Origin of the sequence: Enterococcus sp. AZ179 (assembly GCF_050498885.1) — a bacterium.
Lineage (GTDB): Bacteria > Bacillota > Bacilli > Lactobacillales > Enterococcaceae > Enterococcus_D > Enterococcus_D entomosocium.
In genome coordinates, this window is the sequence record NZ_JBMHEO010000004.1 from 25,321 (window position 1) to 52,242 (window position 26,922).

The 26,922-nt window shown below is 37.7% G+C and carries 23 protein-coding genes; all 23 read left to right on the forward strand.

Annotated features, from left to right (window positions below):
- The first annotated feature begins 1 nt into the window (after position 1).
- Positions 2 to 736: a hypothetical protein gene (locus tag IGI88_RS18155; protein ID WP_429960871.1), complete on the forward strand. Its 735-nt coding sequence runs from the start codon at positions 2 to 4 to the stop codon at positions 734 to 736.
- On the forward strand, positions 733 to 2,517 hold the full coding sequence (locus IGI88_RS18160) for a VirD4-like conjugal transfer protein, CD1115 family (protein ID WP_429960870.1): 1,785 nt from the start codon (positions 733 to 735) through the stop codon (positions 2,515 to 2,517). Before IGI88_RS18155 ends, IGI88_RS18160 begins: the two co-directional genes overlap by 4 nt.
- Before the next feature lie 29 nt (positions 2,518 to 2,546).
- Entirely contained in the window at positions 2,547 to 2,837 is a 291-nt protein-coding gene (locus IGI88_RS18165) for a hypothetical protein (RefSeq protein WP_429960869.1), read from the forward strand.
- A 24-nt stretch (positions 2,838 to 2,861) separates the two neighbouring features.
- Positions 2,862 to 3,689 (forward strand): type IV secretion system protein, encoded by an 828-nt coding sequence (locus tag IGI88_RS18170; RefSeq protein ID WP_429960868.1) that lies wholly within the window; start codon positions 2,862 to 2,864, stop codon positions 3,687 to 3,689.
- Between the two features lie 3 nt (positions 3,690 to 3,692).
- Positions 3,693 to 4,073, forward strand: a complete 381-nt coding sequence (locus IGI88_RS18175; protein WP_429960867.1) for a PrgI family mobile element protein — start codon at positions 3,693 to 3,695, stop codon at positions 4,071 to 4,073.
- The gene (locus IGI88_RS18180) at positions 4,003 to 6,369 is read left to right on the forward strand and encodes a VirB4-like conjugal transfer ATPase, CD1110 family (protein ID WP_429960866.1); all 2,367 of its coding nucleotides are present in this window, start codon (positions 4,003 to 4,005) and stop codon (positions 6,367 to 6,369) included. The genes IGI88_RS18175 and IGI88_RS18180 overlap by 71 nt, the downstream gene beginning before the upstream one ends.
- On the forward strand, positions 6,347 to 8,311 hold the full coding sequence (locus IGI88_RS18185; RefSeq protein WP_429960865.1) for a CHAP domain-containing protein: 1,965 nt from the start codon (positions 6,347 to 6,349) through the stop codon (positions 8,309 to 8,311). The genes IGI88_RS18180 and IGI88_RS18185 overlap by 23 nt, the downstream gene beginning before the upstream one ends.
- Positions 8,312 to 8,328: 17 nt before the next feature.
- Positions 8,329 to 9,024 (forward strand): hypothetical protein, encoded by a 696-nt coding sequence (locus IGI88_RS18190; RefSeq protein ID WP_429960864.1) that lies wholly within the window; start codon positions 8,329 to 8,331, stop codon positions 9,022 to 9,024.
- Complete coding sequence (locus tag IGI88_RS18195) at positions 9,011 to 9,301, forward strand: hypothetical protein (protein ID WP_207490700.1); 291 nt, start codon at positions 9,011 to 9,013, stop codon at positions 9,299 to 9,301. The genes IGI88_RS18190 and IGI88_RS18195 overlap by 14 nt, the downstream gene beginning before the upstream one ends.
- Complete coding sequence (locus IGI88_RS18200) at positions 9,294 to 10,580, forward strand: hypothetical protein (RefSeq protein WP_429960863.1); 1,287 nt, start codon at positions 9,294 to 9,296, stop codon at positions 10,578 to 10,580. The genes IGI88_RS18195 and IGI88_RS18200 overlap by 8 nt, the downstream gene beginning before the upstream one ends.
- Before the next feature lie 579 nt (positions 10,581 to 11,159).
- Positions 11,160 to 11,789 (forward strand): hypothetical protein, encoded by a 630-nt coding sequence (locus IGI88_RS18205; RefSeq protein WP_429960862.1) that lies wholly within the window; start codon positions 11,160 to 11,162, stop codon positions 11,787 to 11,789.
- A 268-nt stretch (positions 11,790 to 12,057) separates the two neighbouring features.
- Complete coding sequence (locus IGI88_RS18210) at positions 12,058 to 13,263, forward strand: hypothetical protein (protein WP_429969543.1); 1,206 nt, start codon at positions 12,058 to 12,060, stop codon at positions 13,261 to 13,263.
- Positions 13,264 to 13,272: 9 nt separating this feature from the next.
- Positions 13,273 to 13,461 carry a hypothetical protein gene (locus IGI88_RS18215; protein ID WP_429960929.1) on the forward strand — a complete coding sequence of 63 codons (189 nt, stop codon included), beginning with the start codon at positions 13,273 to 13,275 and terminating at the stop codon, positions 13,459 to 13,461.
- Positions 13,462 to 13,478: 17 nt separating this feature from the next.
- Complete coding sequence (locus IGI88_RS18220) at positions 13,479 to 19,058, forward strand: LPD1 domain-containing protein (RefSeq protein WP_429960928.1); 5,580 nt, start codon at positions 13,479 to 13,481, stop codon at positions 19,056 to 19,058.
- A 15-nt stretch (positions 19,059 to 19,073) separates the two neighbouring features.
- Positions 19,074 to 20,741, forward strand: a complete 1,668-nt coding sequence (locus IGI88_RS18225) for a hypothetical protein (protein WP_429960927.1) — start codon at positions 19,074 to 19,076, stop codon at positions 20,739 to 20,741.
- Positions 20,734 to 21,015: a hypothetical protein gene (locus IGI88_RS18230; RefSeq protein WP_429960926.1), complete on the forward strand. Its 282-nt coding sequence runs from the start codon at positions 20,734 to 20,736 to the stop codon at positions 21,013 to 21,015. The genes IGI88_RS18225 and IGI88_RS18230 overlap by 8 nt, the downstream gene beginning before the upstream one ends.
- 238 nt (positions 21,016 to 21,253) lie before the next feature.
- Positions 21,254 to 21,643, forward strand: coding sequence for a plasmid mobilization protein (locus tag IGI88_RS18235; RefSeq protein WP_429960925.1), 390 nt, complete (start codon positions 21,254 to 21,256; stop codon positions 21,641 to 21,643).
- A 1-nt stretch (position 21,644) separates the two neighbouring features.
- Entirely contained in the window at positions 21,645 to 23,147 is a 1,503-nt protein-coding gene (locus IGI88_RS18240; RefSeq protein WP_429960924.1) for a relaxase/mobilization nuclease domain-containing protein, read from the forward strand.
- A 102-nt stretch (positions 23,148 to 23,249) separates the two neighbouring features.
- Complete coding sequence (locus IGI88_RS18245; protein WP_042890552.1) at positions 23,250 to 23,525, forward strand: type II toxin-antitoxin system RelB/DinJ family antitoxin; 276 nt, start codon at positions 23,250 to 23,252, stop codon at positions 23,523 to 23,525.
- Positions 23,512 to 23,850 (forward strand): type II toxin-antitoxin system PemK/MazF family toxin, encoded by a 339-nt coding sequence (locus IGI88_RS18250; RefSeq protein WP_429960923.1) that lies wholly within the window; start codon positions 23,512 to 23,514, stop codon positions 23,848 to 23,850. Before IGI88_RS18245 ends, IGI88_RS18250 begins: the two co-directional genes overlap by 14 nt.
- A 194-nt stretch (positions 23,851 to 24,044) precedes the next feature.
- On the forward strand, positions 24,045 to 25,442 hold the full coding sequence (locus IGI88_RS18255) for a viroplasmin family protein (protein ID WP_429960922.1): 1,398 nt from the start codon (positions 24,045 to 24,047) through the stop codon (positions 25,440 to 25,442).
- A gap of 45 nt (positions 25,443 to 25,487) precedes the next feature.
- Positions 25,488 to 26,270: a Fic family protein gene (locus tag IGI88_RS18260; protein ID WP_429960921.1), complete on the forward strand. Its 783-nt coding sequence runs from the start codon at positions 25,488 to 25,490 to the stop codon at positions 26,268 to 26,270.
- Between the two features lie 100 nt (positions 26,271 to 26,370).
- Positions 26,371 to 26,823 carry a transcriptional regulator gene (locus IGI88_RS18265; RefSeq protein ID WP_429960920.1) on the forward strand — a complete coding sequence of 151 codons (453 nt, stop codon included), beginning with the start codon at positions 26,371 to 26,373 and terminating at the stop codon, positions 26,821 to 26,823.
- The last annotated feature ends 99 nt before the right edge of the window (positions 26,824 to 26,922 follow it).

Sequence of the window (26,922 nt, forward strand, 5' to 3'; positions counted from 1 at the left end):
TATGAGTCAATCGCAACAAGAAGCCTATCAAGTGATTTGCAAAAGTGCCCCACAAAAGTTATATCAAGTTTTTCGTGTACTATCCATGCTGAAGCAAATAGCTAAAAGCAGAGAAATGAAGCAACAAGCGGAACAACTTGCAACGGACAAATGGGAAAAGTTTAAAAGTCTAAGGGAGCAACTTGGACGTCCTGATCGGCCGGAACTAGAATTCAAGTTCAAGCAATTGCCGAGGGAGAAACAGATGGATTTAATCCGTGATTGTGAGAAAAAACTTCTCGTGCAGGCTGGTGAAAAAGACTATGAGTTCTTACTTTCTTCAAATAAGATGCTGGCAGAACCCCAAGTTTTAGATCAAGCAGTAAATCTGGAACAATTGAAAAACATGATGACAGAGTACGGTCTACAATTTCATATCAAAGACTTTCCGGATAAGACGTCTGAAATGTTCTTTTATGCGAAAGATGCGAACATTGCTGCTCTTGCGATTAATAAGACCCTAGAAACCATCATAAATGATCCGGAAACTGTAACGAAGCCAACGCTTGAAGCACTCATTGAAGAGGCAAAAGGAAAGTCCAAGGAGAAAGCCGCGGCAGTCGACAAAGCAAAAGAAGCGACTGTCACTACTACAAAAGAAGGAACAAAAACGGCAGTAGACACCACAAAAGAGGCAAAAGAAAGCTTAGAGGCTTTGTCTCTATTTGATGATCTAAGCGGAGGGATCGATTTATGACAAAAAAACAGTCGATAGTTCCTTACGCACTTTTTGGTGGTGTCGGAGGCTTTGTCGCTAATCGTGCAATGGAGCTTGCTATGCATGCACCTGTTGGGGAGAAGCTGTTAGCTGCGCTCCAGGTAAATCGAGAAATCTTCTATAATCCATTTCATTTTTCCTTAGAAAATACGCCCCTGCTCGCTTGTGGTGCAGCCTTAACACTCGCGTCTTTAACATTTCTTGGCCGTGATACGAGAGAGTATGAGCCGGGAAAAGAATATGGTAGCGGACGTTGGGGAACAGAAAAAGAAATGAAGAAGTTCAAGAATAAAAAGAGGTTTTCAGACAATATCATTCTAGGAGACGGTTGCTATAAGAATATTTATGAAGGAAGAAATCCTCGATTGAATCGGAACAACAATGTCATGGTCATTGGGGGTTCTGGATCTTGGAAGACGACTTCTTATATCATGTCGAATATTGCTCAAATGAGATCGAGTTTTGTCCTCACAGATCCAAAAGGGAGAACAGTCAATCGGGTAGGTAAAATGCTAGAACGTCGTGGGTATAAGATCAAAGTCGTTGATTTTGATTCGTTGACAAATACCGATCATTTCAATCCGTTTGCCTATGTCAAAGATGAGATCACCCTTAAAAAAGTAATCAGAGCATTGATCGATGCGACGAATGCGGATCATGAGAAAAAAGGAGAACCTTTTTGGGACAAAGCCGAAGAATTGCTGATTACCTCTTTATTTGCTTATCTCTATTATCGCTACCGTGGTGGAAAAAATGGTAATAAAGAGGTGAAAGGGGACGGCATTATGCCTAGCCTAGATCAAATCGGTACACTGATCCGTCTTTTAACTCGTGAGAATAAAGACGTGGAAAGTCCCCTTGAGTTTATGTTTAAAAGCTTTGCAGAAGAATTTGGTGAACAAAATTATGCGTATCTTCAATGGCAAAACTTCCTCCGAAACTTTGAAGGAAAGACGAGAGATAGTGTCTTGGCGATTTCGATCACTCGCTTCTCACTCTTTGACTTAGAACAAGTCAAAGACTTTATCAAAGAGGATAATTTAGAGATTGAAAAATGGGTTAGTGAGAAGACGGCTGTTTTCCTGAAGATACCGGATATGGACGATACATTCAACTTCTTGCCACTTTTGATTTTTATCCTTTCGTTTCGAACACTTGAACACATAATAGATTATGAAATGGGCGGAGAAGCAGATGTACCTATTGAATATTTAATGGACGAATTTGCCAATATTGGCAAAATACCGAATATCAAAGAGGCTTTGTCTGTATTTAGAAGCCGCTTAATGAGTATCACGATCCTATTACAAAGCGTCAATCAAATCGTTTCTAGGTATAAAGACGATTGGAAAGAATTTTTTGGGAACTGTGACGCTTGGGTGTACCTATCCGGATCGACAGAGCCAGATACCACGAAGTACTTTTCTGAAGCAGCTGGAAAAAAGACGATTTACATCCGCAAACGTGATAAAGGATCTGTTCGAAGTGAACCAGTCGGAAAAGATGTTATTTCAGTCGATGAGGTTGGGAATCTAGATCGACTTTACGCCCTGGTAAAAATTTCTTCTGTACCTATGTTTAAAGTACCAAAATACAATTATAAAAATCACCCAAATGCTAAAGAATTCGGTAATAAGGAAGGCGATCCGAACTGGTATGAGGTGAAGCGATATAAAAATAGCTTAGAAAAATTCGAAGCAAATGTAAAAAAAGAAGCATTTTCAGATCCAGTAGTATTGGATATTGATTTTGCGGCGTAAAAAATAGCGAATTGAATGGAGAATGGAAAATGAAATCACTTTTAACGAATGTAGCAACAACTTTGGAGCCACTAGTTGTGGCCAATGCGAACGCTAGTGGAACTGCTGAGACAATTGCAGGGGGCTTGCAATGGCTCATTGCTGGTGGTGGGGCTCTACTAGCTGTTTGGGGAATTGTACAAATTACTCAAGCTGGACGGCAAGGCGATTCTCAAGGGAAGATGGAAGGTTCTTGGTTGATTATTGGAGGGATTCTGTTACTTGCGATTAGTGCGGGAACCATGATCACCGGAGTATTCTCAAATCCGCCAGGAATGTAATCAAGAAATTAAAGGAGGATTCACATGGACTTAGTTGAAACCCTCACACAGAATATGGGGGATTTTTCCCCCAGCACACTGAATTGGGTCAACAATATCGTGGCCAAATCGACCCGTGAGGTTGGTCTTTATTTAGTAGGAATACTCTTAGTGTTAGAGATTGCAAAAATGTTTGAAAAGGCCAACTCGTCGAATGCTGGTATCGTGACCTTGAAAATGTTTCAAGGTATCTCTTTTCGTGCGGCATTGGGTGGGCTTATGGTCACATTATCAAGTAACCTATTAAATTTTATTTTGTTGATCGGCATTGGGTTGGCCAATCTAATTTCAAAAAATGCGAATGGTGCCTTCAATGTGTTTACTCTTCCTAGTGTCGAAGTACCAACAGATACGCTATCAATAATAGGTGAATTAATTGGTGCTTTGTTAAATCCGACAGAGGCATTGCGAAGAGGAATAATGGTACTTTTATTGATCATAATTGGTGCATTGGTAACTTTAGCAGCGTATGTCATGGTATGGGTGATCGTTATGCTACGATTCTTTCAACTCTATGTCATGTTAGCATTAATGCCTGTTCCGATGGCTTCTTTTGCTTCTGAAGAACATGACAATATAGGAAAAGGGTATTTCAAACGAATCTTAGCCTATGCTTTTCAACCTGCGGTCATTATGGTCGTTTTCGGTGTCTATCATTTTCTTTCTAATATTGTATTGGACCTGACTGGTTTAGGAAACCCACTAAATTTGGACATGGAAGTACAATTCTTTCAGAATCTGATACTAGCGATCGTATTCATTATTGTCTTATGGCAAACACATAAGAAATCTTCAGAAATGTTTGGAGTGTAAAAAATGGAAATTAAAGTGTTTAAAGATGCTTCAAAAAGAGATAAAACATTTATTGGCTTAACTGGTGCACAGTGGATTTTTATCCTGAGCCTTTTGTTGGTTATTGGATTAGACATAGGGAATGCCGTCTATTTAGTTTTACCAGTTGGCGTATATCGATTGTTCTTTTTTCCTTTGCTTGCGTTAAGTGCCTGCAATGCAATGTATAAACCATATGGTTATGCCTTTTCTAGCTGGGTAAAGCTGTTTTTGAAATTTCAAACTACGATCCAAATAAGAACCTATCAAAAAGGAGAAAGGATGAGAATCTATCGTGCTCAAGACTTTAAAAAAGGGAAAAAAATCAAAGAAGCAACCAAAAAAACCAAAAATTCAAGCCGCTAGTACACAAAACTCGTTATACTACACGTCTTTATTTGAAGATGGGGTCATGCATGTAACAGAAGACCTCTTTTCTAGTACCTATACGTTAGGAGCAGTCAATTACACAACGGCTCATACGGATAAGCAGAAACAAATTCTTTCGCAATATAACAAGGCAATCAATTTATTGTCTGAAAAAGATCATTTTCAACTCACTCTTTTGGTGACTAAAAATCCCAAGGGGGAATACATGAAAAAAACAGCTTATTCTTTACAGGGCGATCAAGGTGATCCCCTTAGAAAGGAGCTCAACCAACTAATTGAGGCTAGCTATGATTCTGGGAGAAACAATTGGAAAGTTGAACGTTTTGTAACCCTTGCGACTCACGCAACGAATCTTCGCAACGCACAAAAGAGATTGTTAAATATCGGCGAATCCTTTGCGGACGAGTTGATGAGCATAAAAGGAACGGTTGATGTGCAGGACGGTATGGAACGGTTACGCACAATGAATAAAATACTACGGCCGGGAAAACCATTATTTGGAAATTTTGAAGATATTGAGCGGAGCAGGAGAACGACCAAAGATTTAATTGCCCCAGGCTATCTAGATTTTAAAAAATCAGGAAAAATAGATTTTCAGATGGATGACCATTTTGGTCAAGTACTGTATTTGCGAGATTTCCCTCGCAACTTATCGGACCACATGTGCAAAGAATTGACAGAATCAGAAATGGAAATGGTGATCACGATTCATGCAAGTCCGTATTCTATCTCTCAAACAACAAAGAAATTACGTACAGAAGCGACTAACTTGGAGACAGATGTCATCAAGCGGGAAATGAAAGCTAGTGAGCGCGGCTATTCAAGGCAGCATATTGCTCGGGTAATCAGAGAGCATCAACAAGACATAAACGAACAAATAGAATTTGTAGAAGAAACGGGTGATAAGCAGCTTTCTTCTACTTTTTTGGTTTATGTATGGGACGAATCAAAAGAAGCTCTGTACCATCAGATAGACAAGGTTAAAGCGGTAGGTGAAAAGTTTGGGGCGGTATTTGAACCGTTATACCTTACTCAAGAACAAGGATTTAACTCAAGTTTACCTATTGGAAAAAATTATTTAGATTTTGAACGTACCTTTTTGCGTGACTTGATCACACCAAATATCTCAATCAATTCTCCGTACACAAGTCAAGATGTTCAACATAAAAATGGCACGTACTATGGCATAAACCAATTGTCAAAGAACAATGTTCTCATTAATCGAATGGGGAGTGAAATGAAAAATTCCAATGGAGGAATTATGTCTGTCACTGGAGGAGGAAAGTCATTTGCGGCAAAGAATGAGATCATAGCAACCCGCTTGAGGAATCCTGAAGCCGAAATTATCATCCTTGATATGGAGCGAGAATATATGCCACTTGCGAGTGCACTTGATGGTGAAATCGTCACTGTCGCACCTGGAAGTGGTAACTCTATCAATATTTTGGAATTGGCAGATGAAAAATACTTAGAGGTCGGAGACGATCCAGTCTCTATTAAGTCAAATTTCTTGATTAGCTTGATTTCTAATTTGGTTGGCCATGTTTCAGCTGGACAAAAAACGAAAATTGATAAGGCTGTACAAGATACGTTCCGTGAATGTGAAAAGCAGCCAACCCTTGAAGATTGGTATCAAGTATTACAACGGGATAAAAGCCCAGAAGCAAAAGAGTTGATCGATGCAATGGGATTATATGTTGAAGGGTCATTAAGCATGTTTGCGAAAGAGACGAACGTCAATACATCAAAGAATTTTATGATATACGACATGTATTTATTAAAAAACCAAATGGCGACGTTTGGCTATTTAGCCGTTCTTGATCGAATTTGGAATAAGGTGGTCGAAAATCGCGCGAAGGGAATTGAAACGCGGGTCTATATCGATGAATTTCAAGTGATTATCAATCAGTCACAGCCGGAAATCCTTCGTGTCCAAGCAGCTGAGATCTATTCACGAATTCGGAAATACAAAGGTTGTCCTACGTTCATGACACAATCAGCCGAAACCATGCTTCTGACACCAGAAGGACGATCGATATTGTTTAACTCAAACTTTTTGATCTTACTGGAACAAAAAGGTGAAGTATTAGAAGCGTTGATTGAACGATTCAAGTTGACAGAAAAAGAAGCGTTGTATCTTGAAAATAATAAGCCTGGAACGGGATTAATTATCGCTGGGGGTCAGATCATTCCCTTTTCAAATCTGATTCCAAAAGATACAAAACTATTTGAGTTGATGAATACGAGTCATGCGGATCAACAATCGGCCTAAAGAACACTATAAATTACCCAAAGACACTCGCTTTAAGGGAGAGCAGAAGTCTTTAACTGTCCGCAAAGGAACGATCGCTAAATTCGACCAACGAGCTGCATATGGGTACGTACTCAGTAAACAGAAGAGTGAGAGCCACTTAATAAAATCCAGAACAAAGAAGAAGATAGATCAGGAAGAAAAACTAAACCTAGAAGAGCCTTCATTCTCAAAACTGGAAAAGAAAGGGAAAAAACTTCATGAGAAGCGGTTGTCGAAACAATCGCTTCTTACTGAAGACGAGTCAGAAACTGCAGGTAGAATAGCAAAGAAAAAAAAACGCCAAGACAAGCACAGAAAACAGGAAAGTGAAAAGGATCTAAAAACAAAGAAAGATCAATCATTTCATACAAAGCAAAAGGATCAATTTGGGAACCCCTCAACTAAGTCTGAGGCTAGCAGCACTAAGCCGCAGGCACCTTTTTCATCTTCAATTCAAAAAACTGCTACGAAACAATTAATCAATCAGGGATTTAATGTCATGGCTCAAGAGGAAGACACACAAGAGCTACAGAAATTTCAAGCCAGTGTGAAGGATGGCGAGCGTGTATTTAAAGGAGCGAAAAAAGCAAATAAATTTTTGACGAAAAATCAAAAATTTTCTCAATCAGTAACCACAGGGAAACTAGATGATATGCGTTTTTCTTCAGTCAAAGCTCCAAAGGCTACAAAACCTCTAGCAGATGCAGCCGGAAAAGCAGCGACGAAGACTGCTACGCATCAAACAGCAGTCTCACAGGTTTCTTTGAAAGTCCAGCAGGCGATCGCAAGTGCGACTAGTAAAGCAATGAGTAGTTTCACGGCGAGTAATCCAGTTGGTTGGATCATTGCAGGTATAGTATTTCTCTTTGTTATACTTGCTGGCTTGTTTTTTATCTTCAACAGCCAAAGCAGCGCATCCTCTGATGACGGAGTATTCTATGTGGAAAACTGGGATGGACCAGACGCCTATAATTCCTCTCTTTTGGCTCAAAGGTATGGTATCACCGCTGATCAAATTGATGGTTTTATAGCGAATGAGGGATACACAGTAGATTCTCGTGCAACTGGTGAAGAGTTTTTACGGCTCCAAGCATTGTCTGGGATCGATGTCCGTCAACTTGTAGCATTTGCACAATGGGAAAGTTCATATGGAACAGCGGGTGTCGCCCTGCAGTTCCCTAAGGCGAATATATTCGGCTACGGTGCATTTGATAATGATCCCAATCAAGGAGCTTCATGGGACAACACACGTGCAGTCACTGACTTTCGGAATACACAGATCGATACTTACGGTAACCGAACGTTAGCGATTATGGATGCACGTGCCAGAGCCTTCCATGACAATACATTAAAGCCAGGAGAATTTGTTTACTGGACCAAGTTGGATGCAGGAAAGTCGAGAGCTGAAACCGCAGAAAAGTTCAATCGGTGGATTGACGCCAATGGAGGAACACCGGAACCACCTGGAGGTTATGGACCTGTTGGAGGAGGAGGCGCTGGTTTATCCGTATTAGATCAAAGGCTAGGTACAGTGATTGGCGGTGAGTTCGGTGGTTTAGCCGGAGAATGCTACGCCGTTTCTGCTTATTATGCAAATTCGATTAATTCATCAATCATTTTACGAGGTGGGATAAAAGCTAGTGATATTGGTACTGATTATCCTTGGGAAAGTTGGGGATGGACAGTTATTAGAAACCCTAGATACAGCCAAATTCGAGCAGGGGATATCATCAATTATCACACAGGGGGCAACATGGGCCCTTGGTATGCACATTCTTTATACGGACATACCGGTGTTGTTGGAAAAGTTTTAGGAAATAATCAATATATATTGTACGATCAAAATCCAGGACCATTAAAAACGTGGACAGTGACATTCCATTCAGGCAGTGTATCGTCTGTTGTTCGTCCACCTAATTAGGCAAGGAGAAGAAATGAATGCAAGACATACGTAAACTTAGATTAATAGTAGGATTGGGGTTTATTACCTCAATCTTGATTTTTAGTTTTTTGTTTTTAGTGGTTATTCGATTTATAAACGCTGAACCGCCGTCTTTGGAAGTACCAAACCAGACTCAGTCTTCTCAAGTTGAGACCCAAGAATCTAAAACAGAAGAAAGTAGTCGTGTCGCATTAGTTGATGGTTCGAGCGAAGATGAGACCACTCAGACTACTGAAGCGATTCGACCGGCAGTAAGAGAAGCAGACGACACTTCTAACATCCGAAATTTTTTAAGTGTTTATTTTACTTGGGAATTAGAAGAGGACTCAGTGAATGAGCGTGCAGACTTATTGCAAGAATTGATGACAGATCAACTCTACGAAGAAAAGGGAATAGAGGCAGACAGTGAAGTTTTAAAGGAGCTAATTGATACATTCAACGAAACAAATGAGATCAATACTTCTAATTCTATGCAACTCTTATCTAGTCGGTATCTTTCCTCTCAAATTTACCAAGATACCAATGACCAGACACTTTATCGAATAACTGTACGTGTCGCACAGAAAGCACCTTATCAAGATGCACCGTTTATTATAGAAGAATCATACCATTTGCGCTTTGAAGATGATCAGGTGAGCAATATAGAAGGATCAAAGGATCCAGTAAGGAGTGAAACAGATGACTCAGAATAAATTAGGAAAACTTCGATCGAAATTGAAGGAAACAGAAAAGAAAAAAGAGCAGCTAAACAAACAAATCGTTAAATTAAATAAAGAAATTTTGGAAGAGGAAACAAAGGGGTTTCGCAATACATTGACAGAATTGGGATTATCCTATGAAGAGGCAATGGAATTCCTAACCAGCAAAAATCGACCTACAGTGAAAGAAATACACGATTCAATTGGGCAACAAGACAGAGCTAGCAATCTTATGAATAGCTATGAAAAGGAGCAAGAGAATCATGTTTAGAAGAAAGCCTAAATTTATCTTTGAAATTTCAGAGAATGAGTTACTAAGAGAAAAAGAGATTTATAAACCAGATGATCTTGTGCAGTATCTTCAGGAAGAAGACTATCGATTTCGGAGGGATTATTTAAGAGGATCTGTTGTTGTCACTAAAGTGAGAAATAATCTTCAAGGGACCGTTTATTATGCAAAAAGACTCCATCTACCACAAGAAGAAGATTTTGATTGGGTTGCAGAGTTATCAGAATTTTACACGAAAAAACCGATTGACTACTTTATAGAGCAGTCGATGGTTGAGCCAACGAACGATTCGGATCCTGTCCCTTCCGTGGATTCAGAACAATCACTTACATTAGATGATTTCGAATCTTCAGTTCAACCAGAGGAGCAAACATTTAAGGCAGTTCAAGCAGAGAAAGAAATAGAATCAGTATGGGATAGTCCGCCTGAAGAGCATACACAGACTTTGAAAGAACAAAATAAGGAAGAATTCGTACAGATCTCAAAAAGTGAATTCGATAACTTAAAGCAAGCGATTGCCCTTCAGCAAAAAGAAATATCAAATATTCGAGAAGAAAAAGCTTCAGCAGGTCAATCAGTCGTTGCAGTTGCAGACCAAAAGACAGAAGATGATATGTTGGAGGCAGTGACAAGAGCAGTAAGTACAGATCCTCTAGTAGGCGATTCAGTAAACTTTGAATCGGCCACAGACGAAATTGTCCAAGAAGTACTTCAGTCTACAAAAATTGAGTTTGGACAAGCACTGACCAAATTTATCGACTCGGAAACAAAGAAAATCAATCAAGAGATCCAACAATTAGACAAACGACATTTGATTGAGGAGTCGGTAACGAACCGTCTAGAATCAAAAAAGCAAGAAGAGCTGGTTACATTAGAAAGACAGCTAACCAACAAAAAACAGCAACAAGTTCAAGAAGAAACCATCCGTCACCAACAAGCATTGCAACATATTGAGAGTTCTTTTACCACACAGCTTGAAGGACAAAGTGCAGCTATCCAGAACGCCTATAAAGAAACGATCGATCAGACCATCAAAAAAGAGTATGAGCAACAAACTGATCAGTTATCACGTATTTTGCAAGGGAAAATGGATGAGTTAAGGTTGCGGCAGCACACAGTGAATACTGGGTTAGAAGCCAATTTCAAAGAAGTGTTAGAGAAATTTAATCGGGAACATTCACAAGTGATCCATGAGGTGGAGCAAAAAAAGCAACAGTCTCCGATCAATTTAGAAGAAAGGAGATTGAGATTGCAGGCGTAAATGGATAAAGAAAGGAAGTGTTGTCTCATGTTTTTGACGAGAAAACGAAGACAAGCGCAGGATCAGGACCAGAAAGAGCAAATGCTCATTCAGTTCTATCACAAACAGTTCAATCTGTTGTCGGATAATTACTTAGCGGATCCAACGTCCGAAAATATTGAAGTTGCACAACGAACCATTCAGTTTTTGGATAGCCATAGATATATGTTTCGTAGATGTTGGATGAAAAGTATGAGCTTGTCAGACATGAAAGATCATTTAATGACAACCGATCGATTTTTAGCTCAAATATCAGTACGACGAGGACAGAGTAATGGATAATCAGGATACTAAGTGGCTAAGGTGGCAAATATTAAGCCTGGAAATTTTAGAACTAGTCACATAATTAATGAAGTTTACTGCATGGACATTAATACTGGGAGCATTGGGCATAGCTTTAAAAGACGAGGTGCTTACTCTCATGATATCAAGTGAACTTTCAGTAAACGGTGAAGTGGTGACTCTTATGTGTAATAACTAGCGCATATCGGCCCAAGTAGAGAATTCAGCAATTGGTTGTCTTAGAAGGGACCAAAGAAAATGAAAATCATTCATGGAGAATACTACAAGGATGTAGATTACTACAAAAAGCGTTTTTATAAAGCAATAGCAGAACATGAGCTCCCAGAAGGCTATCAAATCAAAAGGGAAAATGAGTTTCTTGAAAATCATCAGTACTTTTTAGTTGCTGATTTAACACAAAGAGATTTGCGAAAAATGATCAACGTAGCATACCTAGATACGTCAAAACTGGAATTAATTCCTGTGACGAAGGAAGAACGAAAAATTCACTCTTCCATAGCAAAGATATTAAGTTATCAGGAAAAATATAAATTCGCCAAAATCGATGATAAGGAACCGCCTAGTAATCCATTGGAAGTTGTCCACTGGGGATATTACAGAAAGAAAGGAGATAACTACCACATTTATAACGCATTAGATTTTGGCCCGCTTCCAAAAGAATATCGTGACGAGGAGTGCGAGAAAATCGAGCTGCTAACGAAGGATTATTTTGACTTTAACGTTGTCAATTTATTAGCAACAAATCTAGAAGTGATTTCAACGTTTAAATATATAAATACAAAAAAAGGAGATTGGTTCCCAGCAACCGTAGAAGAGATAGATATATATAATGCCATATGCCTCATATGTAAGTACAGTTTAGATTAGTGGTCTAGAAGTGTGCAGCCTCTAAGCATGGTGCAACAACCTACTATGAAACAGTTTTAGATGATGGATCTGTCGGGTGGAAATAGCAACGCACCCCGTTAGAGACGCAAGAACCAAATCCCAATATTTAGTTGATACCCAAAAGAAAATGATCATTCAAAAAGTCAGTGCCAATCCTTTTTTTTCAAGGAATGGCACTGACTTTTTTTATATGATTACTTTTAGTTTAGAAGAAATACTAAGTAATTGATGTAGAAGGGGGATATTTATGGCTAACTACAATCCGAATCGATTGAAAGAGCTGGCCAAACAAAAGAATATTTTAGATGTGGCCAGTTCCTTAGGATTAGAGTTGAAACGTGTAGGACAACAGTATGCATGGATTGAACATCCGAGTTTTAAAATTGACACAAGGAAAAATACTTTCTCTTGGTTTTCAAAAGGTAGTGAACTTCGTAACCAAGATGTGATCAAGATGGTTGAAGTGATCAATAATGTATCGTTCAAAGAAGCCTTACATTATTTGTTGGAAACAGAGGCTGGTGTTTTTGATGGTGCGAAAATACCTAAGAAAGAACCATTTGTATATCGAGTCAGAGAAGCAAAGACATTTGATTATGCTAGGAAGTACCTTAAAGAAGAACGTGGTTTATCAGATGAAACAATCGATTTTTTTCTAAACAAAGGGATCATGGTGCAGGCTATTCATAAAGATACTGAGACGGGCAAGACTGAGCCTATGATCGTTTTCAAACACCTTGATATTGAAGGAAAGATTGTAGGAGGGGCTAGGCAGGGGATCTGGTACAATAAACAGCTCTATCCGGAAAAAGGCCGACTAAAAAAGACCCTCTACAACAGTGAGGGGACAAGTGGTGTAATCGTGGATATTGGTGATAAAACGCAATTTAGCAAAGCTACGCCAGCAGATCCATTCACTGTTTACGCTTTTGAAGCCCCAATCGATATGATGAGCTATTACGAATTACACAAAAACCAATTAACCAACTGCCGCCTCGTAGCAATGAATGGACTAAATAAAGGGATTATTTCACGCGCAATTGTTGAAGCACTTTGTGCAGATAAAAGCTACGTGAAGAAAATTGAAGAAAAGGTGAGTGTCGATCGTTGGTTACAAAAAATCGATGACTTGGCAGGATCTGCAGGCGCAAGACATGAAAAACTAAAAATTGTCCTTGCTTTGGATAATGATGAAGCGAAATTTAATCCAGAAAAAGGAAAAATTGAGATACCAGCAACGGACTTTTATCGGGGATTTGGTATAAAAAATATCGATGTGATTCCACACTTCCCAAAATGCCACGAGGGAATGTCAAAAAACGATTGGAATGACGAGTTGAAGGTTCAAAAAGGCTTGTTGAAAGGATTAGAAGTAACGGATTCTCTACAACAGATGATCAATAATATCCAAAAAGATGTGGCGAAAAACGAGGTCGAACCAATGCAATTATAGGAGGACAATATGGAAGACAACACATTTAATGAGACACAGTTCAATAACTATATTCTTCGGTTGATGAAGGACTATCAAGAAGGGGAAATGACCGACTATAAAAGAGGAGCAGTTTCAGCCCTATTACAAGTTTCTGATCAGTTCCAAAAAATGACAGTAGAAAAGGTCGCTACTGACGGACCCATTGATAGAGACTAAGAGAGGGGATTTCTTAAATGGAAAATCAATTAACTTCGTTGCTTAAAAAGAAATATGGAACCACTACCTCGTCCCCCGTGATATTTACCGACAAAGATACCTTGTATACGGCCTTTCGAAAGTTAGCGGATAATATTTATAAGAATGGCTCATGGTCACAAGAAGACGAATTAAGGGCAGTAGATACATTTATCCGAAATCGATATGGTTATCCAGTGGGAATGGAAGAGGCTTTAGTTTTAAACGGGAACGGGCAAACTTGGTTAACTGAAGTTAAGGTCAGTCCGGTTGAGGAAGTTGAAAGTATCTTTCTTAGAAGTAAAACCGAGGGGAAATCAGTATATTCAGCTACAGCTACTAGGAAAGAGATCAATGGATCTGAGGAACGTGTCAAAACCATTAATGTGCTTTTAGATCCAAAGAATAAGAATGGTACAAAGCATGGTGATTTTTATTATTTTACGCCTAGCAGCTCTAAAGATCCTGAATACTATGCACTAGGGAACATGAATCGGGCGATTGGTTACGATAAATTACAACGAGACATCTTAAAAGAATTTGATGAGTCTGACCAGGAGTGGAAGTTTGCAAGAAGGGACTTAGAACGATTACTGGAGCAGCTATCAATAGCAAGTTATACCGGAAAAAAGAATGCTCATTTGTTTCAAAAAAATTCTCATGGGGAATTGACGGACGCTTTTTTGGACACACTGCCTAGAGACGAAGGAGAGAGGTACCTTGATAGTCCGTCACAAATGAAAAAGTTGTTAGATAGCAATGAAGTACAAGGAGAAGAACGGCAATGGTTGGAGGAACAACTTGCTGCTAATTGGGGAAATCTATCAGACGCCCCCGAAAATCCAGTCAAAGTAAATTTAGACAAGTCACCGTTTTTACTTACAGAGGGGTATCGAACTACCTATCTTTATCCAAAAACGATCCAGAATGCTCGGAAACAAAACCAGGTTATCGATTTTGTAGAAGGATATATTCAAAACACCTACGATATTTTCCTTCAACAAGAGTACGAAAAAGATATTGATAAGCAAACAAGGGCTTCAGCTTGGCAAACAAAAAAGAATATCAACAAAGATACTCGCAAAATAATGGAATCAACAACCCTAAATAAATATTTCCAATTCGTTGAAATAGATAATGATGTGGATCTAGCGTTGTTTTCAGAGTTTGAGGAAGAAATGGAACGAATACACGACATTCTCCCAAAAACTGGAGAAAAGCTTCCTGAGCTGCGTTTGAGGAAGCTTGGGAACCATAAAGCCCTTGGATTGTACGTACCTACTAAAAATACGATCGCAATCGATTTTAGAGATACTAACGATGAAGTGGGCGGTGTGGGTATACAATCATTTGTACATGAGTATGGTCACGCAATAGACTACGGTATAGACAATGGTCGTTTATTGAGCATGAGAGACGATTTCAAGCCAATCGTTGCAAGATATAGAGAAAACCTTTCACTCAACGGAAAAGGCAGCTACGTGGCTGAAAAGGCAGGATATTATACAGCTCCTACAGAAGTATTCGCAAGAGCGTTTGAATTATATGTGAGCGAAGCTGGCCTGAGTAGTATTTTCCTTAAATCGAAAGAGACCTATTCAACAAGCATTGAGTATATCTTATTTGATCAGAAGATGCGTGAAGAAATTACAACCTTTTTTGACAGTGTCTTTCCGGAGTTAAAAACTGCAGTTTTAGAATCAAAAAAAGAACAAATTGATCTTGATCGAGAAGTAGAGACAAATCATGAAATGGTTCAAGAACGTGTAGATAAAAAAATAGAGCATATAAAATCGATGAAATTTTTTCATGAGAGCAATGAACTGACTGTTGGGGAAGCCCTGGAAAGTTGCGAGCTTTCTTTAGTAGGAAAAGCTGCTGCTATTCAAATGCAAGAAAAGGCAATTCGGTTATACACCAATCCCTTGTATGCTCTTCCTCAAGCAGAAAGATTGAAACAAATTACTGCGATTCTCAAGGATTCCTTAGAAGAGATCAAGGAACAGCCTGAAGGGACGCTTTTTTTATTTGACGGATCAGAACTTGCTGACTATTCACTGGATCATGACGAAATGTTGTCAATGATTGGTGAAAGGGAAGTATTCCATGGTGTTTATGGCAATTCGTTGACCGAAATGCTGTTTCCTTCTGCTTTAATGAGTGAGCAGGCACAATCAACAATTGACGTAAAACAAATTGGTGATGAAAGATCTGTTTCAGCAGCGGAAGAACAATTAAGAAAGTGGCTATCTCTGCCCGAAGAAGCGCAAAATGAGATCTTGATCATTACTTTCCGTAATCCCGTGAATGCAAAACTGGCATTGATGAAGTACGGTTTAGAAGATGTAGATAGTATCTTCAGCAGCTTAAACAATCCGCTTGGAGTCGAGTGGGAACAACGGTATAAAAATCTGACTGAAGATATTCAAGCATTCGATGATAAAAGACGTGAATGGTTGAATGCCTACGGTGAAGAAAGAGAAATGTATATTCCGGAAACGCTTTGGCCAATCGCCGAAAAGTTGGGAATGATGGAGAACTACCCTAGACTTCCTGATACAGTAGAAAAATCACTCTCTATTCCAAATAAAGCTGAAGAGACTGACTTGAGTCTTACGCCGACTAATAGTACTGAAGCACCAACTTCTGAAAAAGAGAACCTTGAAGATAATAGTCGGTTAGGGCAAGCAAGAAGAAAGCTTTTACGTTTGCGTAATGAGTATAACGAAAAGTTTGATCAACTATTCGCGCACCAGGAACTAACAAACGGGCAGCCGATGAATGATAAGAGAAACGGCCAATCTTGGTTTAATCGAAGAGATCAGATTGAAAATAGTATCAGGAACCTGTCAGATCAAATCAAACAACAAGAGGATCGTGTCGCTAAGTTAGAGGAGCAAAAAGAAAACAAAGAAATGGGCTTGAACAAACAAGGCGGGCTTATTATGAGCGTTGAAAATATTCCACGTATACAAGAAGAGATCGAAAAATCAAAAAACGGTGAGTCTATGTTCTCAAAAGATACCATCCGAAAGTATAAAAAAGAATTGGAAGTACTGGTGGAAATAAAAGAACAATCTGAACAGGCCCACCAAAATATCAGCCCTCATGCACAAGCGCTGATTGATAGTAAAGCAGTGACTCCTTGGGCAAAGTATCCTGCAATTTATTTTGTAAGAGGATTGAGTAAAGTTGCCTTTGAATTAGAAGGAACAGGAGATTTTGTTCTTTCAAAGAAATACGAACCACGTACAGCTGAGGAGCAAAAAGTGGTAGAAACATTGTTAAAATCTAATACTATTAGTGAATTTGAAGTACGAAAAGCTTCAGCTGAAAAAAAGTTAAATTACCAAGAAAAAATTAAAGGAGTGGATAAAGTGCCAAAAGAAAGTAGAGAGAACGAAAAATATGTTGAGTTAGGGAATAGAATCGAGACATTGCAAGAAGAACGTATTGACTATAGGAATCAACAAAATTGGGAAGAAGTCTCGAAAATTGATTGGGAGCTACGAAAATTAAATTTGGAGATAGAAGTCTTAGAAGAAGGCAATATGGAGCCCATATTTAGGGAAATTGCAGAATTTGAAATTGACATTGCCGGATTGGAAAGTATTGAGACGTCTCATGAAAATTTAGAACAATTCCATGCAATTACTGAAAGAATCGCTCATTCAAAAGAAAAAATACAAGAGTTAAAGGAGTTGAAAGGAATATATACTGAGTACAATATGGTAAAAAGTGGGATTGAAATAGATAGTACTCCAAATGAGTTCGACACGAGCTTACAGACAGAAGTAGAAAAAAATGAGGAGGAAAATATTGATCAGTGGAGTTTGAGGCTAGTAGAACTAGAAAAAGAAGTACACACTACTCGAAATTTAGATCCTATTTTACTGCAAATCAAAACAATGGAGAACAAAGTAGAAAAGTTGAATTCAGATATTTCTCATGGGGATACTACGGATTCGCTATTAAGAGAGGTTAACGAGCGCAAAAAAGAACTAAAGGAGTTAAATAGCTTAAAGGCAAAATGTATTGCTATTTACGGTATCCCAGAAGTAGATTTGAGTGATGTAGCGGAAGAAGTCCTTGGGAAAGGAAATAATCGTTCATTAATCAATAATTCCACTCCTATAGTTTTCGATAAAAAATCTAAACAGAGAGCGTTAGAGCATTATAATGCCGCAGGTGGGGAATTTACAGACGCAAGAGATAAAGCGATAGACAATGGGAATTGGGAATATGCTGTTGAAGTTATGGAATGGCTGGAAGAAACTGATTTAAATAGAGAAATAATTGGACGTGAGGACTTAGGACCAATTATTGATGAAATCCAAATAGTAGAGAAAAAAATCGAGCAACTGAAACATCTGGATCATTCTAGCAGCACTCCCAATCAAGTTGAGTTAAGTACAGACAAAATAGCAATTTTAGAAGTGTACAGGGAAAAATTACTCGAAATGAAAAGCGATTATGATGGCAACATTCCTCAACCTGCGAAGATTCTAAGCGAACCTTCCCCAGCAGAAGCAGATCAACCATTGGGTAATCTAGGGTACGATCAACCAACGGTAAACGATGTTCCTAATAATCAATCCTTTATTCAGGAGATCAACGTTACATTTGAAGAAACAAAGCAGGAAGTCGATGACTTTTTAAGCCAGCAAGCAAATACAGGGGAGCAACATATCAACATAGCTGAAATGGAAAATATCTTAGCAAAACATTTGAAGCAAGTTGAAGCTATCGTCAAACAGTCCATTGAAGCAGTGGATGCCATGGTAGATCCTACTGAGAGCCAAATCCAAGCAGAAACAACCAAGGTAAAACGATCGATCGGAACAATATTATCTGAATTTAAAGAAACAATAAAGAATTACATTTCCACCAAAAAGAATAATACCGTAAGTCTGGTGACAAGCACAATGGATGACATTCGTTTCGGATTTAAAAATTCATTTAATCGAAAAATGTTATCAATCAATGGGTTGCTTAAGAAATTTACGAATACAATAGACGAAAAGTTTGTTGTTGAGGAAAAACGTGACCAAGCAACTACAGCTGAAAAATTACAAGAGGTACAACCGAGTGTTTCTCAAGAACCTGTTCAAAAAGAAGTGGCTCAAGATCCCAAAGAACCTATCGTGCAAGAGCAACAATCCCCAGCTGTTGAATCTGGAGATCAAACAAATGTAGCGGTAGATGAACAAGGTAACGATGACAAGAAACTCCACTCTGAAGAATCTAACTTTGTGTCACGGGAAAAACAAGCAGATGAGGTGGATGATCCAAAAATTGCTGAGGAGACTGGAGAATCAATCGATAAAAATTCAGTAGGAGCAACAGTCCAGAAACAAACGGACCAGAAAATGAACAATATCGAGTTGCAACAACTGAAACGAATCGAGGAATTAAGTGATCAGTTGGGATTAAAGGCTAGCGAAAAGGATAAGGCTACAATTAGGGAATTAACCCAAACACAAAAATCAGAATTGATCCGATCTATGGAAGCAGCTGCTGAAGACAAGAATAAATCAGTTTCTGTTGAAGAGACTGAGTCAGAACTTGAAGTGGGATAAAGGAGGAACAAAAGGATGCCAACATTGTTTCCTGACAATTACGAGACAGCGAATATAGCGAAAAGGAAAAAGCTGGCTAGAAATATAAATCTGAAAAATGAATTATCAGCTTTGGATATTGCGTTGCATGCTCATGACATTTTCGCTTATTTAAAAAAACACGACGTAGAAAAACCGAACAGTTCATTTGTTTCATTGTTCCAATATGCGGCAGAGGCGTTAGGTGTACCATATGAAGTAATCGAAGAGGCGTTTTTTACACAAACGCCTCTTTCAGAAAAAGAGTTATTTGAGGTTTCTCCTTTATTCAATCCAAACGCAAAAATTATTGAAAATCAAGATTTGCCAATCGTTCCGATTACAATTGATTTTTATTCGATGTGCCTGACTCTGTTTGAGGAATTGCCTGTTTCATTTTGGAAACAATACTTGAGAGAGGATGCGTTACTACCTGAAATAAAACTAGATGCCTATGATCTAGAAAAACTCTTACAAGGTTTTGTTCAGCAAATCTGGTTAAGGACAAAAGAAAGTATTGGGCAACCAAAAGGAAATGAAATTGAGAAAGCACGGCAGATGTTTTTGGCTTACTTTTATAGAAATGATCAAAAGTATTATCGAAAAGAAACACAGGACATGTTGCTTGCCTTATTAGAAAACAAATTAGCTGAGCAAGAAGAACATGATTTCACTATTGATGATCACTTACAAAAATTATTAGCAGAAGGCGATTCAAATAGTATCTGTTCTTACGTAATGGATCATTTAAATGATTGGACTGAAGAAAAAAATTATCAACGTTTTTTAAGAAGTGTGCCAAAGACAAAAAATTTATCGTTAATAAATCAATTATTACTTCTTTACCAACGTGCTGAAGCAGTCGAGTCAAAAGAAGTACATGACTGGATTCGAGAAAATCGTACGTTGAAGAATAATGCGGAACCAGTCTTTTTATTTGGCGGAAACCAACAAAAAGTGAATAGTGAAACAGGAGAAATCCTTAAAGAAAAACAAACACTCCTTACACAAAACACTTTTGTCCCGATCGTTCCATATTTTGAAAAAACAGAAACGCAAGGAAAAGAAGAAACGAAAAAGATTGAAAAGAGTCCGAAGGATGTTTTCGCTATCTTAGAAAAGATGGCGAATTTGCCAATCGTATTTGAAGAAAGAGAGAAATCGTCTCTTGAGGATTACACGATTCGTTTAAAATCAAATCAGGAAGAAGCACATACGCTTTGTGATTTAGTTGTTTGTCTTTTAGAAAAAGAGAAACGATCGTCAGAAGAAATCATTCGATTTGAAAATGAAAGTATTGCGTCTATCGTGATGACTGTTTTTTGTTTTAATCCTTTGCCGCTAAATTTAGGTGTGTTGACTCAGTTGCGATCATTGAGTAATGGAAAAGTTAAATTGCAACAATTGTTTACCGACGTTATCGTTCGAAGTGATAAGTTTTTACAAAAGGTTGCCGAGCATATGTATGAAAAAGAGATTGAATCAGTTCGACCAACGTTGGAAGAAGAAATTAGACGTGCGAGAGAATCTCAAAGTCGAGCAATGGAAAATGTCGCAACGGATAAGGCGAATAAAAGAGAAGAAAAAACAGGACCTTCTGTTACTTTAGAGGAACTTGTTAATAATGTACAAGGAAAATCGGAAAGTGATGACGAGGATGATTGAACTATTAAAAAAAAGACCGCTTAGTCAATATTATTTATGGAAAGTTTGTCAGCGATTCGAGCGTGATGAATTACAAGAAATTATGCTTCCACCAATTAAAGCAGTGCTGGGGCAGATACAATCTGAAAGACGAAACTTAGAAAAGGTTGAGAATGAATCAATCGCTATTCACATTTCTAGCTTGGCATTGTTAGAGGAAATATTAAAAAAAGAATCGGAGCAATCCTTCAGAAAGCTCATATCGGATCTTGAGGAATTTGGAAAAGATAAGTGAAGCAGAAAGAAGAAAATGGGGTTTGGGGCATGCCCCAAGTTTAAAAACAAAAAAAGAGGAAACTCGAAAATCGTAGATTTTCGGGTTTTCCTTCTTTTTTATTTTTTCGCGAGTGTATATACACTCGCTATGCTTGCCACTGTCGAACCTCCGCCCCTCCTGGGCGGACGATTTTGGTTCGGGAGTGGGCAAGGCGCAGCCTTGCTGACCGAATTTTGGACTACTTGGGAGAAAATAAATGGGAAATAAAGTTAACAGATATAGATCAGAGTCAATAATAATAATGGTTACGGAGGAGGAGAAGAAGCAAATTCATAGAAATAAACAAGTTGCTGGTGTAGGGACAATATCGAATTATATGCGGTCAATGGCGCTTAACGGATTAGTCATTAATATAGACTTTAAGGATTTAAAAGATGCATTACTTGAAACGGGACAATATGTTACTGAGCTGAACATGATTGGAAACAATATCAATCAAATTGCTCATAAATTAAATCAAACTGATCTTGTAGAAACAGAAGATGTTCAATATCTGGTTTCTGAATTTGCAAAAATAAAAAATAACTATGTACGTTCGCAAGATATTTTGCTGCAAGAAATTCAGAAGTTAACGAGGAGGGAGTGAAGTGCCAACGACTAGAACTCTCACGATTAAGCAAGAAAGATACCTACGAGAAGCGATAAGGTACATTCTGGATCCAGAGAAGACAAAAAACCAAACTTTAACGAGCAGTCACAAGATTAACGCAGTGAACAATGCTTTTTTTGAAATGAATTTAACAAGAACTTTGGCTCAAAGAGTCCACGGGAAAATGAATAAAAAAAAGACAGAGGAAGTAATTGCAAGACACATTATTCAATCGTTTGCTCCAGAAGACAATATCACACCTGAAGAAGTCCATGAAATTGGAAGACAGACTGCACTAGAATTTTTGGGAGAAGACTATGAATTTATCATTGCGACGCATGTTGATAAAGACCATTTGCATAATCACATAATTTTTAACACAACTTCTAGTGTTGATCTAACTAAGTTCCGCTGGCAACGAAGGACAGCTGCAGATTTGAGGAATTACTCCGATAAAGTAGCTGACTATCACGGCGCAATGATCCTCGATACACCCAAAAGAAATTCCTATAAAAAATATCAAGAGTACCGAAGAAAGCATGCGTATCGTATCGAACTGAAAGAACGTTTGAATTTTTTACTTACGCACAGTACTAGCTGGTCTGATTTTCTTGCTAAAGCTAAAATGTTAAATGTTGAAGTTGATCCTAATCACAATTCAAAGGAACATGGGAAAGTAATCAATTATAAATTGTTGGATCTCCCTCAACAACGGCCGGCTCGTGATTACACGATAATTAAGAAGCACCGTATTTTTAATGAAGAAAATATTATTGAGCGCACAAGCAAAAATAAAAAAGAAGCCGTCTTTTCCTTAGGTGAAATTGCAAAAAAATATGAGGAACAAAAAGCCGCAAAAGAATCTTTGCCTGATCTAACTTTTATTATTGAACCTTGGCAAATACAACGAGATACAATGACTGGAATTTATGTAGAGATAGCTTATGGTCGTTATGAAACAGGTGTGGTTAAAGTTCCTGATTACATGTTAGAGAAAATGGAAGATGGGCGTTACGAGGCACACTTTAATTACAAGGATATTTTTTATTTTTGGAGTGATGATAAAGGGCAGAAAAACAAATTTGTTAAGGGGGCGTCTTTAGCAAGTCACCTTTCTGAAGAAAGCGGACTGTATCCAAAGCGAAAAAACTCTGCTATTCAAAATGTTCGTGAGATGGTAACAGCGTTAAATATTCTGTCAGTCCGTCAAGTAAGTAGCGATCAACTGCCAACAGTTTTAGGAAAAGAATTTTATGATAATTATGAAATTGTCCAAGAAGCAAGGGCAAAGTTGGATGACAAATTATTTAGAGCGAACGAAAAACTAAAATATAATCCGTCCAATATTGAGCAAGCCGAAAAGGTTAGAGCATTGCATGCGGAGAAAAAGGATCTTGAAAAACAAGTAAAGCAACTTGAAAAGCAATTAAAAACCTATGATGCTGCATTAGGAATACTGAGCGAAAAGGCAGTGAATGAAACGAATGATTTGGAAAAATAGAAATCTTCTTTTAAAACAATTTGCATATTCTGCCATTCTATTGAAATAATCGGTAATAAAGAGTATAATATGAGTATAAATAACTCTGACGAGGTGTTTCAAATGAAAGTAAAAAAAGAAAGAATTCAAGTCGCTTTAGAAAAAGACTTAAAGATGGAAGCAGAAGATATTTTACAAGACTTAGGAATGAATCCAACAACCGCAATTACAGTTTTCTACAAGCAAGTAGTAGAAGAAGGAGGGTTACCATTTGAAGTAAAGCTATCCGAAAGAACAAAACAGACAAGACGAATCGCTAAATTAGCAAAAAAGACACCTAATGTGACTAGGATAGATGACAATGAGACTCTAGAAGCTTGGTTGAATGAAGATGAATAAGATTGTTTCATTGTATGTTGCTTTTGTTGGTAAAGAAGGCGGGAAAAGACGACCGGTATTAGTGGTCGAAAACAGTGAGAATGAAATTATATTTTATTCAATCACAAGTAAGTACCAAAATAAATCGGATAAAATAAAAAAGCTGTACTTTAAAATTAACGATTGGAAAGATTCAAATTTAAAAAAAGAGTCCTGGATTGATATTGGCACTTTATTTGTACTTTCCAAAGACAAAACTGATTTTGAATATAAAGACATTGGTGAACTTTCTCAAAATGATACGGATCGTTTGGAAGTATTTTTGAAAAATACTTTAAAGAGATAGAATGAAAATGCGAATTTACTACCTAATCATTCGAAATTAGGTAGTAATTTTCTATTGAAGCGAATGCATTTACAGGATTATCTTGTGGCCACAGATAATGCTTCATAGGATTAAAAGTTTCTTTTTTGTCTAAGATGGTAGGAGAATTAGAATGAAGAATGGTAAAACATTTAAAAAGATCAGCGAGGTTTTAAGTGGGGAAAAAAAAGTTCTATGCGGTTAGATATGCAGATAATACGGGGTTAATCTTTAACAACTATGATGACTATCAAAACGGAATAAAAGGGTTTAGTAATTCCTCCAGTAAAGGATTTAACAGGATAGAGGATGCTTCTGAGTGGCTTGAAGGTGTACCCCACAAAGTAGTCAAATCAAAGAAACCACAAACTAATGACAAAGCGCCTGAACAAATTAAAGAGAACAAGAGGTCCCAATATTATGCGGTAGTCAGAGGAAGGGTTGTTGGCGTATTTGATAATAAAGAAGATTACAAAAAATCTTTGTTGGGATACAAGTCGGGTAAGGGAAAAGGCATTTTTAAAACAAAGGAAGCTGCACAAAACTGGTTAGTACAAAATGGCATTTCACCTGTGAATAAGAAAGGTTTATATGCTGTTTCCAAGGGATTTAACACCGGATTTTTTACAAAACTACACACATATGAGAAAAATTTAATAGGTTACCCTGGTGCAAAAGGGAGATGCGATTTCAATAATAAGAAGGAAGCGCTGGATTGGCTAAACGCTCAAAAACCTAAAAAAAGATATTATGCTGTAGCTAAAGGTCGACGTCGAGGAATCTACACGGATATTAAGAAGTACAATAAATATATTTCTGGAGTCTCAGATATTAAAGCTAAAGGAGGCTTTAAAACCAGAGAAAGAGCCGAGCAATGGATGAAGGAAGTACAAGAAAATCAAGTGAAAGAATATTTTGCTATTGCGATCGGCAAGCGCAGAGGTATTTACGTTGATAGGAAGAAATATTTGGATAATTTAAATGGCGTTAAGAATGGTTGGGGAAAAGATGGATTTAGAACCAGAGCTGATGCTGAAAAATGGTTGTCTGAACGTTTAGAATTCATAAATAAATATAAGAAAAGTATATATAAAGAAGTAATCATTGCGTATGAAAGTAAAGATTTACCTGTTGTTTATACGGATGGTTCTTATATGCCGGTTAAGCAACAGTATAGTTCTTCAGTTGTTATATCTGAAGGGGTAGGATCGATTGCAGCATTTGCAAAGTCTAATAAACAAGATAAGAACAACACTCTGGGAGAACTTGAAGGCTTATTACATGCATTAAAGATAGTGAATGCATTGTATGACTTCAAAGAGTTTATTTTAGTTTATGATTACAATGATCTTGAGAAAATAGCTAGAGGTATACTAACAATAAAGTCTGTCCCAATCTCTTTACAAAGAGAAATTGTCGAGTTAATAAAAGTCAATGAATTAGACATTCATTTTCTAAATGTAAAATCACATACAGGAATTGTTGGAAATAGCGTAGCAGATAGAATAGCAAGAGATATAAGCAACCATTTAAATAAACTCGATTTATTAAGAGATCTATCCTTTTTAAATTAGGAAATTGACTGGTTATGAATGAATTTTATAAAGGAGGGAATTCCTATGAATACTACAGCACTCGCAAAATTTATCCAGTCATTGGGGAGTTTGAATAACTACGGCAGCTCTGTTTACCAAACGAAAAAAGCTTTGGACATGAAATCCACGAAACCACTTCGCCAAAATAGAGATGATATAGCTATTTTTGTGGATAGTCTAAAAGGAATCAATGCGATAAAAGAAAAAGGTTTTTCAGTAGATGGTATTATCGATGTAAACAAGCAGTTTGATTCACCATCTGAAGAGCAGCCCAAATTACCAGGTCATTTGAGAAATTCATATTACAATGAAGATGATCGAATAGCCATTGTTCTTGATCAAGCTAGTCAAGAACACTATTTTCCTAAAGAGATCATTACCAGAGATGATTTGCAAGAAATCGTGGATCAGTTTGAACAATCAGAACGGACCGAAAAAGATGCCTGGTGGGTTTTCGCTCGACTTGCTAAATTACAGGCTTTTCAGGATGGAAACAAGCGAACAGCGTTGATTTCAGCCAATGCTGCATACGGCACTTTGGACAGCGAAAATTATCTGATGGTTCCATTTCACGATATAAAACGCTTGGAGTTTACCTATAATCTGATGGCATTCTATCGAGCAAATGATCATTTAGAGGAAGAGCAAGCATTTGAGGGATTATATCGTACGTTACCCTCGAAAAAAGATCGTGAATTGTATTTACGTCAACCGATTGAAGAGCGAAACGACGGCAAAGAGCTTTCTACTTATCGAATCAAATCTGAACTTCGATCAACGGAAAAAGACCACGGCCCAGAGCTATAAATAAAAATTCTAGCTTAACTTATAACAAAAATAATGATGAAAAAGAAGCATTGCCTACTCATTTGGGGAGGTAATGCTTCTTTGTATTATGGAGGAGTAAATGGAACTTTTTGATGTGGCCAAATACCAATTACCAAAGGATATGGACATAGAGTGGGAAACCACGAAAAAGAGATTTAGTGTTTTTCTATCAGAGTATAAAAATATACGGGAGAAAGTCGGTATTCCTGCCACGCCGAGAATTCAAGAAACGTATTCAGTGCTGCACAGAGAAAATGTTTCCCCTGAAGTATTGAATGATCCATTGTATAAAGAATTCGAGTACTTACACAGACTCTTTATAAAAGGGTATCTATCAATCAATCACCCGTATAAACCTGAGATTACTGATCGAAGAAGAAAAATATTTTTACTCAGATATTTTTATGGCTTATCAATACCATTAGTCAGCGAGAGAGTTCATTATCAGAAGAATATCATTTTGATTGACTCAAAAAAATCGCTCATTCAGTTTACATCTGCGATTCATTTACTTGAACAAAAACAAGAGTAGTCCCATAGCAGAAACAAAAATCTAAACCTTTCTGAGGCTTTTGAATGCCCTTCTCTCAACCGCTTTTTTACTATTCTTATCTTACAAGCTTGAATACAA

What these genes read in the sequence shown, in the direction of transcription:
- IGI88_RS18215 (WP_429960929.1), top strand. Translation starts at nt 13,273, where the DNA reads ATGGAAGACAACACATTTAATGAGACACAGTTCAATAACTATATTCTT.
- IGI88_RS18205 (WP_429960862.1), top strand. Translation starts at nt 11,160, where the DNA reads ATGAAAATCATTCATGGAGAATACTACAAGGATGTAGATTACTACAAA.
- IGI88_RS18220 (WP_429960928.1), top strand. Translation starts at nt 13,479, where the DNA reads ATGGAAAATCAATTAACTTCGTTGCTTAAAAAGAAATATGGAACCACT.
- IGI88_RS18225 (WP_429960927.1), top strand. Translation starts at nt 19,074, where the DNA reads ATGCCAACATTGTTTCCTGACAATTACGAGACAGCGAATATAGCGAAA.
- IGI88_RS18210 (WP_429969543.1), top strand. Translation starts at nt 12,058, where the DNA reads ATGGCTAACTACAATCCGAATCGATTGAAAGAGCTGGCCAAACAAAAG.
- IGI88_RS18190 (WP_429960864.1), top strand. Translation starts at nt 8,329, where the DNA reads ATGCAAGACATACGTAAACTTAGATTAATAGTAGGATTGGGGTTTATT.
- IGI88_RS18245 (WP_042890552.1), top strand. Translation starts at nt 23,250, where the DNA reads ATGAAAGTAAAAAAAGAAAGAATTCAAGTCGCTTTAGAAAAAGACTTA.
- IGI88_RS18250 (WP_429960923.1), top strand. Translation starts at nt 23,512, where the DNA reads ATGAAGATGAATAAGATTGTTTCATTGTATGTTGCTTTTGTTGGTAAA.
- IGI88_RS18195 (WP_207490700.1), top strand. Translation starts at nt 9,011, where the DNA reads ATGACTCAGAATAAATTAGGAAAACTTCGATCGAAATTGAAGGAAACA.
- IGI88_RS18165 (WP_429960869.1), top strand. Translation starts at nt 2,547, where the DNA reads ATGAAATCACTTTTAACGAATGTAGCAACAACTTTGGAGCCACTAGTT.
- IGI88_RS18235 (WP_429960925.1), top strand. Translation starts at nt 21,254, where the DNA reads ATGGGAAATAAAGTTAACAGATATAGATCAGAGTCAATAATAATAATG.
- IGI88_RS18155 (WP_429960871.1), top strand. Translation starts at nt 2, where the DNA reads ATGAGTCAATCGCAACAAGAAGCCTATCAAGTGATTTGCAAAAGTGCC.
- IGI88_RS18170 (WP_429960868.1), top strand. Translation starts at nt 2,862, where the DNA reads ATGGACTTAGTTGAAACCCTCACACAGAATATGGGGGATTTTTCCCCC.
- IGI88_RS18265 (WP_429960920.1), top strand. Translation starts at nt 26,371, where the DNA reads ATGGAACTTTTTGATGTGGCCAAATACCAATTACCAAAGGATATGGAC.
- IGI88_RS18200 (WP_429960863.1), top strand. Translation starts at nt 9,294, where the DNA reads ATGTTTAGAAGAAAGCCTAAATTTATCTTTGAAATTTCAGAGAATGAG.
- IGI88_RS18230 (WP_429960926.1), top strand. Translation starts at nt 20,734, where the DNA reads ATGATTGAACTATTAAAAAAAAGACCGCTTAGTCAATATTATTTATGG.
- IGI88_RS18160 (WP_429960870.1), top strand. Translation starts at nt 733, where the DNA reads ATGACAAAAAAACAGTCGATAGTTCCTTACGCACTTTTTGGTGGTGTC.
- IGI88_RS18175 (WP_429960867.1), top strand. Translation starts at nt 3,693, where the DNA reads ATGGAAATTAAAGTGTTTAAAGATGCTTCAAAAAGAGATAAAACATTT.
- IGI88_RS18260 (WP_429960921.1), top strand. Translation starts at nt 25,488, where the DNA reads ATGAATACTACAGCACTCGCAAAATTTATCCAGTCATTGGGGAGTTTG.
- IGI88_RS18185 (WP_429960865.1), top strand. Translation starts at nt 6,347, where the DNA reads ATGCGGATCAACAATCGGCCTAAAGAACACTATAAATTACCCAAAGAC.